A 14,373-nucleotide genomic window follows, 5' to 3' on the forward strand; every position below is an offset into this window, starting at 1 on the left:
TTCACTTTCTTTTTTGTATACTTTTTTCTGTAATATACCAAAATAGAGAAGGTATGGTGGTAATTAGAAAACGGAGGATGTATATGAAAGTTTTAAAATACGGCATTATGTTATTGACAGTACTGTTTTTATCTCAATTACATGTGTACGCAGAGGGAAATCAATGGGCATGGCCTGTTGAAGGACAGATAAGTGATTATTTTGGGACAAGACACGGAAAACACTACGGTATAGATATAGCGGCACCGATCGGCACGCCTGTGTCAGCTATTCAAGAAGGGAAGGTAACAAAGTCTTATTATTCAAGTAGTTATGGAAACGTTATATTTATTAAACATGGAGAATATGAGGCTGTGTATGCACATTTAAATAAGAGATATGTAGTTCAAGGGGATTATATTTCAAAAGGAGAAAAAATTGGAGAAGTAGGGAACACGGGAGAATCGCGAGGTGCACACTTACATCTAGAACTTCATCAAGGAAGATGGACGATGGCGAAAAAGAATGCGATGAACCCATTGCTTGTTTTAAGTGAACAAAGAAATGAAGTTGTTTCTTCATCATTATATGTCGTACAAAAAGGGGATACTTTAGTTAGTATTGCACGGAAATTTAGTATGACACTTAAGGAAATTAAAGAAAAAAATGGATTGCAGCAAGAGCTAATTTATCCTAATCAACAATTATATGTTAAGTAAAGGCAACGTCTCAAAAATTAAACTTTGAATATTCTTAAATAAGGTTCAATGTAAATGAAATTATATGGGCGCTTCTCCTAGAAGTATTGAGTGAATTAGAGTATCTATATTTAAAAGAAAACCGTCCCAAAATTTATTTTGGGACGGTTTCTTTTACCAAAAAATAAAGACACATATAAATCCAGAAATAGCTAAATAGCTATATAAGTAAAAAACTTTTGTTCTTGTTTTCTCTTTTGTTCGAAACAGTACGATAGTCGGTTCAATTAAACCGATTGTCAAACAAAGTAGGCCAAGAAGCATACAACCAATCGAAATAGAATACAGGGCGATTTGTGGTGCTTGAAATGGAATCATCCATTTTAATAAAAATGCAATAAGTGCAGTGTAACAAATGCTACCGATGTATTTATTCAGTGGTGTATTAGAACGAAAGCCAGGAAGTTTTTTTAAGAAAGAGCGGGAAACAACTTCTGTTTGTAAAGATGTATGCTCTTCAATAATTTTTTGAGCTTCTTTTCCTTTTTGAAAAAGAGATAAGATCCAATTTCGCTCACCCTGAAAAATAAATTGAGAAGTTGTCAAATAGTGATCAATCTTCACTTTACTCCAACTCTTCCACGGATGACGCTCACACAATTTTAATTTACTTTCTGTTTTCTTATCATACTGATAAATACTGATGCCATCTTCATCGAAAGTAGCATAGTATGTCTCGTTTGAGAATGTGCCTAAATCAATTGGGCAGTAGAAAAGTAATTCTTTTTTTAAGTAAAAGTATTCTTTTCTTAAGTTTTTTTTCATTGCTTCTCGAATAGAATGTCTCTTTTCTTTTTTCATGACATTTCCTCCATAACTCAGAAAATGTTCTTATCTTAACAATTCAATATCTTATCACTTTTAATTATATATGACTAGGTAATTCAAAAGAGAAATGCCGAATAATAAAAAATATGGATTGTATTGTAAAATATTTCGCAATTCATTTGTTGTTACGAAAAATAAATAACTAATTTTAAATAAGTTACAATTTTTTAGTTCACAATGTTATAAGGTTGTTGTATAATGAAGGGGAAAATAGAATATCGGTCTATCTTCGGGGCAGGGTGAAAATCCCGACCGGCGGTGATGAACTATTTATGATTTTGTTCTAAGCCCGCGAGCCGTTAAGGCAGGATTTGGTGTGATTCCAAAGCCGACAGTATAGTCTGGATGGGAGAAGATGGAGGTTCAAGCGTTCAAAAAAGATATGGATTTGAACGTCTGTTTGATGTGCCTTAAATTCTCCCTTTGTGTAAAACACAAAGGGTTTTTTCGTTCTATGAAAAAATAGGCATAGCAGAACCTTTCCACTTTCCATGAGATGATCGATGGAAAAGGAGAGAGAAAGATGAAACAAAAAAACAGTGTAGTGCAGATGGTGAGTGTAGCGATGCTAAGTAGTATTGCATATTTACTAATGATGTTGGATTTCCCGTTCCCAGGGCTTCCGCCATTTTTGAAAATTGATTTTAGTGATGTACCAGCTCTAATTGCAGCAATTATCTTTGGACCAGTAGCAGGAGTGATTGTAGAGGCGATAAAGAACATTTTACATTACGGGATTCAAGGAAGTTTAACAGGAGTACCAGTTGGAGAAATTGCAAACTTTATTGCAGGATGTTTATTTATTGGACCAGCAGCTTTCTTATTTAGAAAGTATCGTACTGTGAAGAGTTTAACGACAGGATTAATGCTAGGGACAATTACAATGGCACTTATTATGAGTGTATTAAACTACATCATCATATTCCCGGCTTACACTTGGTTTTTAAATTCACCGGCTATGTCTAGCGAAGCTATCAGAACAACGGTTGTAACGGCAATCTTACCATTTAATTTAATTAAAGGAATTGTTGTAACAATTGTATTTGTAGCATTATTCTCACGCCTGAAAGTATGGGTGTTTGCAAAAATGAAAAATGCATAATATATATTAAAACCATTAGTAGTGTGGAACTACTAATGGTTTTTTATTAAGGAAAATAAAATTTAGATACAAAAAACGCCCCTCATCAATATGAGGGGCGTTTTTTGAAGTTAATAAAAGACTATTCGAATTTTAAAGCGTCTCCGTCGAATGATTCGTCAGCAACTTTAATTGAGTCAGTTGGACAGCCTTCGAATGCATCCATCATATCTTCAATTAATACATCTGGAATTTCAACGATACCTTGGTTATCGTCTAATGTTACAAATGCAATACCTTCATCATCATAGTCATAAATGTCTGGTGCAGCAGCGCCACAAGCACCACATGCAATACAAGTATCTTTATCAACGATTGTATATTTTGCCATCTTTTTTCCCTCCTGATAATATGTATGTGAAAAGCTCGCCATAAAAATTATAACCTTATTGTAAAACGGTTTGTGAAACTTTTCAACATAAAATTATAATGATAATGCTTATCAATTAGAGTGTCAACTTATTTTTGAATTATGTCATAAGATTTTCAAAATACGTAAATGTGATTTCGTTTGATACAATAGAATATATACAAGTATATAGTTCTTATATGATAAGTTTAATGAGCGACAGTAGATAGTGTAATTGTACTGAAAAGAATGAAGTTAAGATTGGAAGGTGGAAGCGGTCATGCAAATACAATATACTTTGTTGCATTGTTTAAAACAATTGAATGGTGAAAGAACCGTTTCTTCTATTTATTATTTACTAAAGGGCAAACGTTCTTCGCAAACTTTACAAGATGGAAATATGTTCCGGATTTCTTTTTTATTCGGAATATATAAATCATTAAATAGAAATGACTATGATGGTGAAGTTGTAAAGTTGTTGCAAGCGGATTTTATTCAAGAAATACATGAAAATACATATGTGTTAACACCTACGGGTAAAATGCAGTTACATAAATGGGAGGAAGTTTATGCTTTTCCAGCACATTTGCATGGTTTACATTATGGTGAATTAGGTGAAACATTTTGGAAAAGATTATCATTGATTATTCAAACCATATCAAATTTACAACAGAATAATACGAAGTTTATCCCAATTCAACAAGATACAGAAATAATGATGTGGGTAAAACGTTTTCTAACAGGAAGGCCATATAAAAGAAGTGAGTTGGCGAGGAAACTATGGACGGAAGTACATAATCTTTTGGAAAAGAGTAATGCGATAGAAGCGACGATTGTAACATATCGACTAACGGGCTATGAACGTATTGGTTGTACATTGCAACAATTAGCAGAAATTACAAAACAAGATATATTCAGGGTGTATTTTTTATTTTGGGGTACAATGCATTTCTTTATACAAGAAGTTCGTGATAAAGAAAATGAATTTCCACTATTAGCTGAAATTATATCTTATCCAAATGAGAGAGCTGAATTATTTAGTTTATCCACGAAAAAAACATATAATTTTTGGAGACAAGGGCGTTCTTTAGAAGAAATAGCGACGATTCGGAATTTAAAGGTTGCAACGATAGAAGATCATTTTGTTGAAATTGCTTTGCGAGAAAAAGATTTTTCTATTGAAATGTTTATGGAAAAAGAAAAGATAGACAAAGTAATAAAAGTAATTGAAGCATTACAAACGCGGAAGTTACGTGTTTTGAAACAAGCTGTTGGAGAAGATATCTCTTATTTTGAAGTTCGTCTTGTATTAGCGCGGATGGAGGGTGTAAATGAAACTTGAAGAATATTTATATAAGTGGTTTGGATATTCTGAATTTCGTCCAGGTCAAAAAGGAGTTATTACAGATTTATTAGAAGGAAAAGATGTGATAGCAATGCTTCCGACTGGAAGAGGGAAATCTATGTGCTATCAGTTTCCGGGGCTTATGCGAGAAGGAACAGTGCTTGTTGTATCACCGTTATTATCTTTAATGGAAGATCAAGTGACACAATTAAAGTATGTTGTGAAAAACCGAGTGATAGCATTTAATAGTTTTCGGACATTAAATGAAAAAAGAGAAGCGATGAAAAAATTATCTTCATATAAATTTATTTTTGTTTCACCAGAGATGTTACAGTCGGAGTTATTAATTAGGGAATTGAAGAAAATTCATATTTCATTATTTGTTGTTGATGAGGCTCATTGTATTTCTCAATGGGGTTATGATTTTAGACCGGACTATAAGAAACTAAATGTAGTTATTGAAAATATTGGTTCTCCTACAGTATTAGCATTGACAGCCACAGCGACAAAAGGGGTACTACAAGATATCGCAGACAGTTTAAATTTAAAGGGTGCCGCGGAACATGTATACTCTATTGACCGTCCTAATATTGCAATGGAGGTGCAATTTGTAGAGACGATAGAAGAAAAGAAAGAGGCGCTTTTGGAGCAGGTGATGTATTTACAAGGGCCGGGAATTGTATATTGTTCAAGTAGAGCGTGGACAGAAAGGTTAACGGAATACTTGAGAGGAAAAGGTGTTACTGGTGTAGCTTTTTATCATGGTGGTATGGAACATGAAGAGCGTATGTTAATTCAACAACAGTTTATGAACGATCAATTGCAGCTTGTAATATGTACAAGTGCATTTGGTATGGGGGTAAATAAGGCGAATACGCAATATATTATTCATTTTCATTATCCAACTAATATAGCTTCTTACTTACAAGAAATCGGAAGAGCTGGAAGAGATGGCGAACCGAGTATAGCTATTTTATTGTGTAGTCCGTTGGATCATGATTTACCAATTTCAATCATTGAGGATGAATTGCCAAGTAAGTCGCAAATACAATTTTTATTTTCTTTACTACAAGAAAGAATGTTTCAAACGAAAGAATTACCAATAGAAGATGTAGAAGAAATTTGTTATAATGCAGCAAGATTTAATGAGCAATATTGGCGTTTCGTTCGTTATCATCTCGAACAGGTTGGAATTATACAACAACGAAGATTATTATTAGAGGGTTTGTCAGATGAAATTATGAACCGATTAATAGCTGAAGTAGAAATAAGGTTGCGTAATAAATATAGTGAGCTAGAAAATATGAAGTCATGGATACGAGTTAAAGGATGTAGACGTGAATATGTGTTGCAACAGTTCGGTTATAGGAAAGAGAAAGAGTTAAATAATTGCTGTGATTATTGTGGTATTACAAAAGAAGATTATAAAAAAAGACGAGCGCAACAATCGGATTTCGACTATAATTGGGAAACAGAGTTACAAAAGCTTTTCGGCCTAGAAAAGATGGGGGAATGATGAACATTCAAAGGCATAATGTTGAAGATATGAGTCCGCAGGAAATAAGGCTGAATCTATATATAACACAGTTAATTATTATCGGTATTGGCTGTTTACTAGCATATATATTATTTCAAGATGTAAAAGAAGTGTTTAATTTATGGAGATGGGAACCAGTATCTATACTTATTATAGGTGGTTTGTTAGCGATTGGTATTGTGTTATTAGATTATGTTGCAATGCGAGTGTTTCCAGAGTCTTGGTTTGATGATGGTGGTATTAACGATAAGATGTTTCGAGGAATGTCGGTTCTGCATTTACTCATTATTACGTTCGTAATCGGTTTTGCAGAAGAATTTTTATTTAGAGGTGTAGTGCAGACTCATTTTGGAATTGTAATTGCGAGTTTCGTATTTGCAGTGTTACATATTCGTTATATAACAAAGCCATTTTTGTTTTGTTTCGTCTGTTTCATTAGTTTTGTCTTTGGTTATGTATTTGAATGGACAGGGAATTTGTTTATAACAATCTTTGCACACTTTCTTGTTGATTTTATAATGGGACTCCAATTAAGAAAATAAATGGAAGGTGGTGGTGAACAACATGAGGAAACGAATTCCTGATTTTGAAGAGGAATTAGAAGTTGAGCGAGTAGAAGAAAAAGAAAGTTTACCGCCGCGTAGTGAAATTCATAGAAATAAAGAGAAAAAACAAAAGTTTAAAATAAATCATATTTTCGTCCGGGTTTTAACATTTCTATTCATTCTGCTGCCGATTAGTATTTTGTGGTATACGGATAAATATATTCAGGTGAAGGGCGATAGTAATAATGCCGGGAAAAGTGCGTTTGAAGTAATCTTCTTTGATTCAGCTAAATCTGAGTCGCAGAAACAGTCTGAAAAAGCGATAACGCATACTGTGAAAGAGGGAGAAACTTTAGAAAGTATAGCGAAGCAATATTTTTTAGATGAAAATGGGGTTGAAGTAATTAAAAAGTATAATAACTTGCAAGAAGATGAAGTGAGTGCAGGTCAAGAATTAAAAATTCCGATAAAAGATAAGTCCACAAAGCAAGAGAGCTAGTGAATTAGGCGAACGCAGTTTGTTATAAAAGCCTAGGGTTATCTTTATGATGAGGGGAGTAAAAAATATGATATGGATTATATTATTCAGTACTCTCATAGGAATGGGGATTTTATTACTTCTTGTGATGTATAAAGAAGCGATGCGTAATACAGTGTTGGAACATACTTTAGTATTTAAAGAATTTCCGAAAAGTTTTCAAAAAGTAAATGTGTTTTTTATTTCTGATATTCATAGAAGAGTCATTTCGAATTTGTTAATTGAACAAGTAAAAGGAAAAGTAGATTTCGTAATTATCGGAGGAGATTTAGCAGAGAAAGGAGTCTCTTTATCAAAAATCTCTGCCAATATTCAAAAGTTAAGAGAGATAGCTCCTGTATATTTTGTGTGGGGAAACAATGATTATGAGATAGAATATCATGAATTAGATGCTTTATTATTAGAAAATAACGTAAAAGTTTTAGATAATACAAGAGTGGTATTTGAGTCTGAATTAGGCGAGAAAATTTGTTTGCTCGGTATAGATGATGTTGGATTGCACCGTGATCGTTTAGATTTGGCATTGGCGGATTGTAAAGAAGATGGTTTTCGTATCTTAGTTAGTCACAACCCTGATATAATAAAAAAGATGTCTGGAAATGAACAGATTTCACTTGTATTAAGTGGACATACGCATGGAGGACAAATCCGATTATTCCCATCTAAAAAATATTTAAAAGGTGGCGTATATAACCATTTGAATACGATTCTTTTTGTTAGTAATGGGTACGGAACAACATTGATACCACTTCGTTTCCGAGCTCCTGCTCAAACACATATTATTACATTGTGCGGAGGGAAATGATGCCAACTCTTAGTGGAAAATATAATATAAAAGCTGTTTCAAATATAATTGGAGTTCAGCCGAGTACGCTTCGCGCATGGGAAAGACGATATCAAATTATTTCCCCAAAGCGGAATCAAGCTGGGCATCGTTTATATACAGAAGAGCATATTCAAATTTTAAAATGGTTAATGGAAAAAGTTTCTTCCGGTATGATGATTGGACAAGCAGTTCAGTTATTAGAAGAGAATCGTTTGCAGAGTACAGTTCAAAAAGAGATACATTTCGATAAAGAAGTTGTTTTAGTGGACGATTTGCTACAAGCTTTGTTAAAATTTGATGAAATTACAATTGCTGCATTATTAAACGAAGCTTTTAGTATATATTCAACAGAAAAGGTTGTTGCCAGTATCGTTCTTCGAGTGACAGACAAATTATTAACGTCAAAAAATAATAATGAGATTTCAATGGTGCAATTTCAATATGCACTATCATTTTTACAAACGCGTCTAGGGATGGTGTATCACAATGCCTCAATGTTTTCTTCTTTACACAAAGTTATTGTGTTAGAAAAGAATGCATTGAAAGGATTTATTTTTTCAACTTATTTACGCTTAAAAGGATATGAGGCGATATATATTAGGACAAGCTTAGCTGAAGATGGTATGTTGTCAGCGGTAGAGGAAATACAGCCGAAATATGTATTTGTATCTTTTGCTGACGAACTAGAAATGAAAAAGACGATGAACTTTATAAATGTATTACAAGAAAAAAGGGAATCTCTTTCTGTTGGATTTATCGGAAAGCTAGGCGTTCTAAACCAGTTGGACATTGAAACAATCTTAATTGGTGATACGAAAGAAGAATGGGATGAATGGTTAAAAATGTCGGAATAGTTGTTCGAAAAGAACCATCTATTTTCTATTTCATATAATAAAAATTAGATGCATTGGTTACGTAGGGAGGGTATGAGATGAGGCTGGAACGATTAAATTACAATAAGATAAAAATTTTTCTAACATTTGATGATTTATCTGAACGAGGATTAACGAAAGAAGATTTATGGAGAAATGCGCCGAAAGTACAGCAATTATTTCGTGATATGATGCAAGAAGCAAATAAGGAATTAGGATTTGAAGCAGATGGTCCGATTGCAGTTGAAGTGTTTTCTCTACAAGCACAAGGGATGGTTGTAATTGTAACGAAAGAAAATCAAGAAATGGATACGGATGATGAGTTCCGTGACGAGTTTATTGAAATGCAAGTGACTCTAGATGAAAGTGAACATATATTATATGAGTTTGCTACGCTAGATGACATAATTAACCTGTCGAATCGCTTATATAACCTTGGTGTAACTGGCGGAAAGCTATATACGTGGGATGAGCGCTTCTATCTTTGGGTGGAAGAAGAGGAACAAATTCAATTGTTAAAAGCGGATTTTATAGCTATTTTAGCGGAATACGGCAATCCGTCTACAGCAACTATTTATCGCATCATGGAGTACGGTAAAGAATTAATGGATTTTAACGCGATAGAACAAATACACAATTACTTTGTGAAAAAACAAAACCTCAGCTAATACAACATAGCTGAGGTTTTGTTTTTATTTGGATAAGGGAAGGGATGATAGTAAATACGCGAACATACTTTTTGAAAATAAAATATGCAGTTTTATGGGAGCGTCGCTGAGGAAAATAAAAAATATTTAAATATTTAAGTATTTTACTTTTCTAAAAGTAATAAAAGGACTATAATAATAGTGAAAACGCTTGCAACAGAAAATAGTTTGTATATATTTGTTAGCGTTTTCTATTGCATTCCAAATTTAAGGGTGTATACTAGGCAATGAAGGTTTACTAAACAAGTGAAATTACAGGGGGTTTACTTACTATGGTAGCCGAAAAGGGAACTCAAACAAAAACACAACAACAAAGGGAACAACATTTTGAACTATTGAATTCAACACAAATTGTTATTAGTGAAGCGTTAGAAAAATTGGGTTATCCAAACGAAGTATATGAATTATTAAAAGAACCAATTCGTATGATGACAGTGAAAATACCAGTTCGTATGGATGACGGGACTGTTAAAATATTTACAGGATATCGTGCACAACATAATGATGCTGTTGGTCCAACGAAAGGTGGAATTCGCTTCCATCCGAATGTAACAGAAAATGAAGTGAAAGCACTTTCAATCTGGATGAGTTTAAAATGTGGTATTGTTGATTTACCATATGGTGGAGGTAAGGGTGGAATTATCTGTGATCCACGTGAAATGTCATTCCGTGAGTTAGAAAGATTAAGCCGCGGTTATGTACGAGCAATTAGCCAAATCGTAGGTCCGACGAAAGATATTCCAGCTCCAGATGTATTCACAAACTCTCAAATTATGGCATGGATGATGGATGAGTATAGCCGTATTGATGAATTTAATTCACCAGGATTTATTACAGGTAAACCGCTTGTATTAGGTGGATCACATGGACGTGAAACAGCAACTGCGAAAGGTGTAACAATTTGTATTCGCGAAGCTGCGAAAAAACGTGGCATTGATATTAAGGGTGCACGCGTTGTTGTTCAAGGGTTCGGTAATGCTGGTAGCTTCTTAGCTAAATTTATGCATGATGCAGGTGCGAAAGTTATTGCAATCTCAGATGCTTACGGCGCTTTACATGATCCAAACGGATTAGATATTGATTATTTATTAGACCGTCGTGATAGCTTCGGTACAGTAACAAAGCTATTTAACAATACAATTTCAAACAAAGAATTGTTAGAGCTTGATTGCGATATTTTAGTTCCAGCTGCAATTGAGAACCAAATTACAGAAGAAAATGCTAATGATATTAAAGCGAAAATCGTTGTTGAAGCTGCAAATGGTCCAACAACATTAGAAGCGACTAAAATTTTAACAGATCGCGGAATTTTACTTGTTCCAGACGTATTAGCAAGTGCTGGTGGTGTAACGGTATCTTACTTTGAGTGGGTACAAAATAACCAAGGTTACTACTGGACTGAAGAAGAAGTAGAACAACGTTTAGAAAAAGTAATGGTAAAATCATTTGATTCTATTTATGAAACAGCACAAGTTCGTAAAGTGAACATGCGCTTAGCGGCGTACATGATTGGTGTTCGTAAAATGGCTGAAGCAAGCCGCTTCAGAGGTTGGGTATAAAATATTATATCTTGAGAAAACGTGATTTCCTTTCGAGGGAATCACGTTTTTTTGTTGAAGTATTAAATGAGGTGTTGTATATGGAGAATGAAATGCTGGAACGAGTAGAACAATTAGAAGAAAAGGTTAAGAGGTTAGAGGGAGAACTTGCAAGAACGGTGAAAGCTCGAAAAATAAGTACTGTTCGGATATTCGGGGAAGGGCTACTGTTTTTGATATTTGGTATGGTTGTAGTAGGGCCGATTATTGCCGTTGTAATCTCAATTTTTACTTGGCTTGCTGAAAAATAAAATAAAAATAAAAATTAAAAACAAAAAGAACGCTTGTTCTATGCGAACAAACGTGCTATACTCTCCTTAGATAAACAAAACGGAAATGATTTTAAGGAGAGATAAATGATGAAAATGACAGTAGACCAAAGATTTATGATGCCAGCAGATGTTGTAGAGCGAGTGGAAGTATTACGAAACAAACAAAGCAAGCGTGGCACATTATTACAATCGGTAAACAAATTTTTCGGTTTAGATACGAAAGAAGATTGTGTTTGGTTTTACGGTTTTTATGGAGTGGCTGTAAGTATCTTGTTGTTTATGGTGTTCACTTCAAATATTTTCGATTTTCTCTTCGCGTAAGAAATATGCGATAAGGACATTGCTACCGAATACATATATAAGGAAGTAAGGTAATCTTCTAGAGCGGGAGTTGGTAGCAATGGCGATGTTTCCTATAGAGCGCAACTATATAGGATATGGAAGTTCACGACCGGGGATTCCTCTAACTAAAGTGAGATTTATTGTAAGTCATGATACGGGGAATCCTGGAAGCAATGCGATAGGAAATCGAGATTACTTTAATGAATTACAACCGAAAGCTTCGGCGCATACATTTATAGATGATAAAACAATATTGGAGATTATTCCTATAAATGAAGTTGCATATCATGTTCGATATGGTGTGCCGACGGATAATGACTTATACGGCTATGACGCGAATAAGGCGGCCATTGGAGTGGAACTTTGTTATGGCGGTGATGTTAACTTTTGGGAAGCATATAATCGTTTTACATGGTATCATGCGTATTTATGCCAAAATTTTGGCTTAAATCCGAAAAAAGATATCGTGTCACATAAAACGCTTGATCCAGCTAGAAAGATTGATCCTGAGAATGTATTAGGGAAACAAGGTATTAAATTTCAGCAGTTTTTAGCAGATGTCTATCGGATGTACGTTTCGTTTAGATGACAAATATATGAAAAATGAATACAATAAAGATAGGTGCCTACTGCTGTAAGTAGGTTTTTTCTTGTTTTTATAAATAGTGTATTGGTAGAAGACTAGGAGTGGACGAGTATGCAGAAAGAAACAGTTATTATAATCGGAGGCGGTCCGTGCGGATTAGCGGCAGCGATTTCGTTGCAAAAGGTAGGGATAAATCCGTTAGTAATTGAAAAAGGAAACATTGTAAATGCCATTTATAATTATCCAACTCATCAAACATTTTTCTCTTCTAGTGAAAAATTAGAAATTGGTGATGTAGCTTTTATTACAGAAAATCGTAAGCCAGTTCGAAATCAAGCGCTTGCGTATTATCGTGAAGTAGTAAAACGTAAATCTGTACGTGTAAATGCTTTTGAGCGAGTGGAGAAAGTTCAAAACGATGGAGAAGTTTTTCAGGTTGAGACGACAAAGCGTGACGGAAGTAAAGAAATATATATAGCGAAATATATTGTTGTAGCAACTGGATATTATGATAATCCAAATTATATGAATGTTCCAGGTGAGGAATTGAAGAAAGTAGCTCACTATTTTAAAGAGGGGCATCCTTATTTTGATCGAGATGTAGTAGTTATAGGTGGGAAAAACTCGAGTGTAGATGCCGCGTTAGAACTTGTTAAAGCTGGTGCGCGTGTAACGGTACTGTATCGTGGAAGTGAGTATTCACCAAGCATAAAGCCTTGGATTTTGCCGGAATTTGAGGCGTTAGTACGAAACGACACAATTCAAATGCATTTCGGGGCTCATGTGAAAGAAATTACTGAGCATACATTAACGTTTACAGTTGATGGTGAAGATTTTACAATCCAAAATGATTTTGTATTTGCGATGACTGGTTATCATCCTGATCATAGCTTCTTAACAAAGATGGGTGTTAAGATTGATGAAGAAACAGGACGTCCAATTTATACAGAGGATAGAATGGAAACGAATGCTGAAAATATTTTCATTGCAGGTGTCATAGCTGCTGGAAATAATGCAAATGAAATATTTATCGAGAACGGTAGATTTCATGGAGATGCGATTGCACAAACTATTGCATCAAGAGAAAAATAAAAAGGAGCTGTCGGGAAAACCTCGACAGCTCCTTTTTATTCGTGCATAAACATATTTTGAATGGATTCATGAGAATTTGTATTCTCTAATGCGACAAGTAATTTAATGCGTGCTTTTTGTGCATTTAAGCCGTATGTGAATACAATGCCCATATCTTTTAAGTGTTTACCGCCACCTTCATACGAATATACGTCTTGAACGATACCGTTGAAACAGCGAGAAACTAATACGACAGGAATACCTTTATTTAATAATCGTTCTAGACTAGGAAGTGTTCTTGGAGGTAGATTACCTTGTCCAAGCGCTTCGATAACAATACCGTCTACAGGAAGATTTTCGATTGCTGCTAATAATGTATCATCCATGCCGGCATATGCTTTTAGAACAACTACATTTTTAGATACTTTGTTTATCGTATATGTTTCGTGATGTACTAAAGCGTGATGGAAGACAACACCGCGTTTTGTTACCATTCCAATTGGTCCATATTGTGGGCTTTGGAATGTTGCGACATTACTTGTATGTGTTTTCGTTACATTTGTAGCGCAATGAATTTCGTCGTTTAATACGACTAAAACACCTTTTTCTGCAGCTTCATCACAACTAGCAACTTTTACAGCTGATAAGAAGTTATATAGACCATCAGCACCTAACTCATTGCTAGAGCGCATTGCACCTGTCACAACAATCGGAATGGTTGCTTGTACTGTTAAATCTAAGAAATAAGCTGTTTCTTCTAATGTATCCGTACCATGCGTAATGACTACGCCATGAATGTTGTCTTGTTTTACTCTTTCATCAATGATGACTTGTAATTGTAACATTTCGCTCGGTGTCATATGAGGAGATGGTAGATGGAACACATCTTCAACGATTAAATCAACATCGCCTTCTAAATCAGGAATGAATTTTAAAAGAGGATTTTTTTCACCTGGTTGTACGACCCCAGTTTCTTTATCTTCCTCCATTGCAATTGTTCCACCTGTGTGTAAAACTAGGATTCTTTTCAATGCTTATACCCCTTTCAAGTAAAAAAATACATTTAGAACATAACATGT

17 protein-coding genes and 1 riboswitch are annotated in these 14,373 nt (G+C 34.5%); of the genes, 14 read left to right on the forward strand and 3 right to left on the reverse strand.

What is annotated here, in order from left to right:
- The first annotated feature begins 83 nt into the window (after positions 1-83).
- Complete coding sequence (locus tag BM089_RS02985) at positions 84-698, forward strand: peptidoglycan DD-metalloendopeptidase family protein (protein WP_000866227.1); 615 nt, start codon at positions 84-86, stop codon at positions 696-698.
- 153 nt (positions 699-851) lie between these two features.
- On the opposite strand, the gene BM089_RS02990 is transcribed toward BM089_RS02985, so the two are convergent.
- Positions 852-1,538 (reverse strand): hypothetical protein, encoded by a 687-nt coding sequence (locus BM089_RS02990; protein WP_000711798.1) that lies wholly within the window; start codon positions 1,536-1,538, stop codon positions 852-854.
- A gap of 248 nt (positions 1,539-1,786) precedes the next feature.
- Positions 1,787-1,926, forward strand: a riboswitch (FMN riboswitch).
- Positions 1,927-2,088: 162 nt separating this feature from the next.
- Between BM089_RS02990 and BM089_RS02995 the strand changes: the two genes are divergently transcribed.
- The gene (locus tag BM089_RS02995; protein ID WP_000810856.1) at positions 2,089-2,667 is read left to right on the forward strand and encodes an ECF transporter S component; all 579 of its coding nucleotides are present in this window, start codon (positions 2,089-2,091) and stop codon (positions 2,665-2,667) included.
- 121 nt (positions 2,668-2,788) lie between these two features.
- Here the strand turns inward: BM089_RS02995 and BM089_RS03000 are convergent, their stop codons facing one another.
- Positions 2,789-3,037 carry a ferredoxin gene (locus BM089_RS03000; RefSeq protein ID WP_001151993.1) on the reverse strand — a complete coding sequence of 83 codons (249 nt, stop codon included), beginning with the start codon at positions 3,035-3,037 and terminating at the stop codon, positions 2,789-2,791.
- Between the two features lie 298 nt (positions 3,038-3,335).
- On the opposite strand from BM089_RS03000, the gene BM089_RS03005 reads away from it, so the two are divergent.
- The 12 genes from BM089_RS03005 (at position 3,336) to BM089_RS03060 (ending at position 13,315) form a co-directional block, all read left to right on the forward strand.
- Complete coding sequence (locus BM089_RS03005; RefSeq protein WP_001167017.1) at positions 3,336-4,397, forward strand: YpbB family protein; 1,062 nt, start codon at positions 3,336-3,338, stop codon at positions 4,395-4,397.
- Positions 4,387-5,916, forward strand: coding sequence for an ATP-dependent DNA helicase RecQ (recQ, locus tag BM089_RS03010; RefSeq protein WP_016082279.1), 1,530 nt, complete (start codon positions 4,387-4,389; stop codon positions 5,914-5,916). The genes BM089_RS03005 and recQ overlap by 11 nt, the downstream gene beginning before the upstream one ends.
- The gene (locus tag BM089_RS03015; RefSeq protein ID WP_001025783.1) at positions 5,916-6,479 is read left to right on the forward strand and encodes a CPBP family intramembrane glutamic endopeptidase; all 564 of its coding nucleotides are present in this window, start codon (positions 5,916-5,918) and stop codon (positions 6,477-6,479) included. The genes recQ and BM089_RS03015 overlap by 1 nt, the downstream gene beginning before the upstream one ends.
- Positions 6,480-6,501: 22 nt before the next feature.
- Positions 6,502-6,981, forward strand: coding sequence for a LysM peptidoglycan-binding domain-containing protein (locus BM089_RS03020; protein WP_016513096.1), 480 nt, complete (start codon positions 6,502-6,504; stop codon positions 6,979-6,981).
- 67 nt (positions 6,982-7,048) lie between these two features.
- On the forward strand, positions 7,049-7,825 hold the full coding sequence (locus tag BM089_RS03025; RefSeq protein WP_016513095.1) for a metallophosphoesterase: 777 nt from the start codon (positions 7,049-7,051) through the stop codon (positions 7,823-7,825).
- Positions 7,825-8,700 carry a MerR family transcriptional regulator gene (locus BM089_RS03030; RefSeq protein WP_139213199.1) on the forward strand — a complete coding sequence of 292 codons (876 nt, stop codon included), beginning with the start codon at positions 7,825-7,827 and terminating at the stop codon, positions 8,698-8,700. Before BM089_RS03025 ends, BM089_RS03030 begins: the two co-directional genes overlap by 1 nt.
- A 77-nt stretch (positions 8,701-8,777) precedes the next feature.
- On the forward strand, positions 8,778-9,386 hold the full coding sequence (locus BM089_RS03035) for a genetic competence negative regulator (protein WP_001235398.1): 609 nt from the start codon (positions 8,778-8,780) through the stop codon (positions 9,384-9,386).
- Positions 9,387-9,697: 311 nt separating this feature from the next.
- Positions 9,698-10,984: an NAD-specific glutamate dehydrogenase gene (gene gudB, locus BM089_RS03040; protein ID WP_000225172.1), complete on the forward strand. Its 1,287-nt coding sequence runs from the start codon at positions 9,698-9,700 to the stop codon at positions 10,982-10,984.
- An 80-nt stretch (positions 10,985-11,064) separates the two neighbouring features.
- Positions 11,065-11,274, forward strand: coding sequence for a hypothetical protein (locus BM089_RS03045; RefSeq protein WP_000426766.1), 210 nt, complete (start codon positions 11,065-11,067; stop codon positions 11,272-11,274).
- A 105-nt stretch (positions 11,275-11,379) separates the two neighbouring features.
- Positions 11,380-11,616: a DUF3961 domain-containing protein gene (locus BM089_RS03050; protein WP_001983018.1), complete on the forward strand. Its 237-nt coding sequence runs from the start codon at positions 11,380-11,382 to the stop codon at positions 11,614-11,616.
- A 79-nt stretch (positions 11,617-11,695) separates the two neighbouring features.
- Positions 11,696-12,226 (forward strand): peptidoglycan recognition protein family protein, encoded by a 531-nt coding sequence (locus BM089_RS03055; protein ID WP_001240655.1) that lies wholly within the window; start codon positions 11,696-11,698, stop codon positions 12,224-12,226.
- A 108-nt stretch (positions 12,227-12,334) separates the two neighbouring features.
- Positions 12,335-13,315 carry a YpdA family putative bacillithiol disulfide reductase gene (locus BM089_RS03060; RefSeq protein ID WP_001168518.1) on the forward strand — a complete coding sequence of 327 codons (981 nt, stop codon included), beginning with the start codon at positions 12,335-12,337 and terminating at the stop codon, positions 13,313-13,315.
- Positions 13,316-13,350: 35 nt separating this feature from the next.
- Here BM089_RS03060 and ansA read toward each other — a convergent pair whose 3' ends face one another.
- On the reverse strand, positions 13,351-14,325 hold the full coding sequence (gene ansA / locus BM089_RS03065; protein ID WP_000822009.1) for an asparaginase: 975 nt from the start codon (positions 14,323-14,325) through the stop codon (positions 13,351-13,353).
- Positions 14,326-14,373: the final 48 nt, after the last annotated feature.

Source organism: Bacillus sp. 5mfcol3.1 (assembly GCF_900114335.1).
Classification (GTDB): Bacteria; Bacillota; Bacilli; order Bacillales; family Bacillaceae_G; genus Bacillus_A; species Bacillus_A thuringiensis_S.

Bases quoted from the DNA above. Each gene is read 5' to 3' on its own strand.
- BM089_RS03045 (WP_000426766.1), top strand. From the start codon at position 11,065: ATGGAGAATGAAATGCTGGAACGAGTAGAACAATTAGAAGAAAAGGTT.
- BM089_RS03000 (WP_001151993.1), bottom strand. From the start codon at position 3,037: ATGGCAAAATATACAATCGTTGATAAAGATACTTGTATTGCATGTGGT.
- BM089_RS03055 (WP_001240655.1), top strand. From the start codon at position 11,696: ATGGCGATGTTTCCTATAGAGCGCAACTATATAGGATATGGAAGTTCA.
- BM089_RS03060 (WP_001168518.1), top strand. From the start codon at position 12,335: ATGCAGAAAGAAACAGTTATTATAATCGGAGGCGGTCCGTGCGGATTA.
- BM089_RS03030 (WP_139213199.1), top strand. From the start codon at position 7,825: ATGCCAACTCTTAGTGGAAAATATAATATAAAAGCTGTTTCAAATATA.
- BM089_RS03005 (WP_001167017.1), top strand. From the start codon at position 3,336: ATGCAAATACAATATACTTTGTTGCATTGTTTAAAACAATTGAATGGT.
- recQ (WP_016082279.1), top strand. From the start codon at position 4,387: ATGAAACTTGAAGAATATTTATATAAGTGGTTTGGATATTCTGAATTT.
- BM089_RS02990 (WP_000711798.1), bottom strand. From the start codon at position 1,538: ATGAAAAAAGAAAAGAGACATTCTATTCGAGAAGCAATGAAAAAAAAC.
- BM089_RS03020 (WP_016513096.1), top strand. From the start codon at position 6,502: ATGAGGAAACGAATTCCTGATTTTGAAGAGGAATTAGAAGTTGAGCGA.
- BM089_RS02985 (WP_000866227.1), top strand. From the start codon at position 84: ATGAAAGTTTTAAAATACGGCATTATGTTATTGACAGTACTGTTTTTA.
- BM089_RS03035 (WP_001235398.1), top strand. From the start codon at position 8,778: ATGAGGCTGGAACGATTAAATTACAATAAGATAAAAATTTTTCTAACA.
- BM089_RS03050 (WP_001983018.1), top strand. From the start codon at position 11,380: ATGATGAAAATGACAGTAGACCAAAGATTTATGATGCCAGCAGATGTT.
- BM089_RS03015 (WP_001025783.1), top strand. From the start codon at position 5,916: ATGAACATTCAAAGGCATAATGTTGAAGATATGAGTCCGCAGGAAATA.
- gudB (WP_000225172.1), top strand. From the start codon at position 9,698: ATGGTAGCCGAAAAGGGAACTCAAACAAAAACACAACAACAAAGGGAA.
- BM089_RS03025 (WP_016513095.1), top strand. From the start codon at position 7,049: ATGATATGGATTATATTATTCAGTACTCTCATAGGAATGGGGATTTTA.
- BM089_RS02995 (WP_000810856.1), top strand. From the start codon at position 2,089: ATGAAACAAAAAAACAGTGTAGTGCAGATGGTGAGTGTAGCGATGCTA.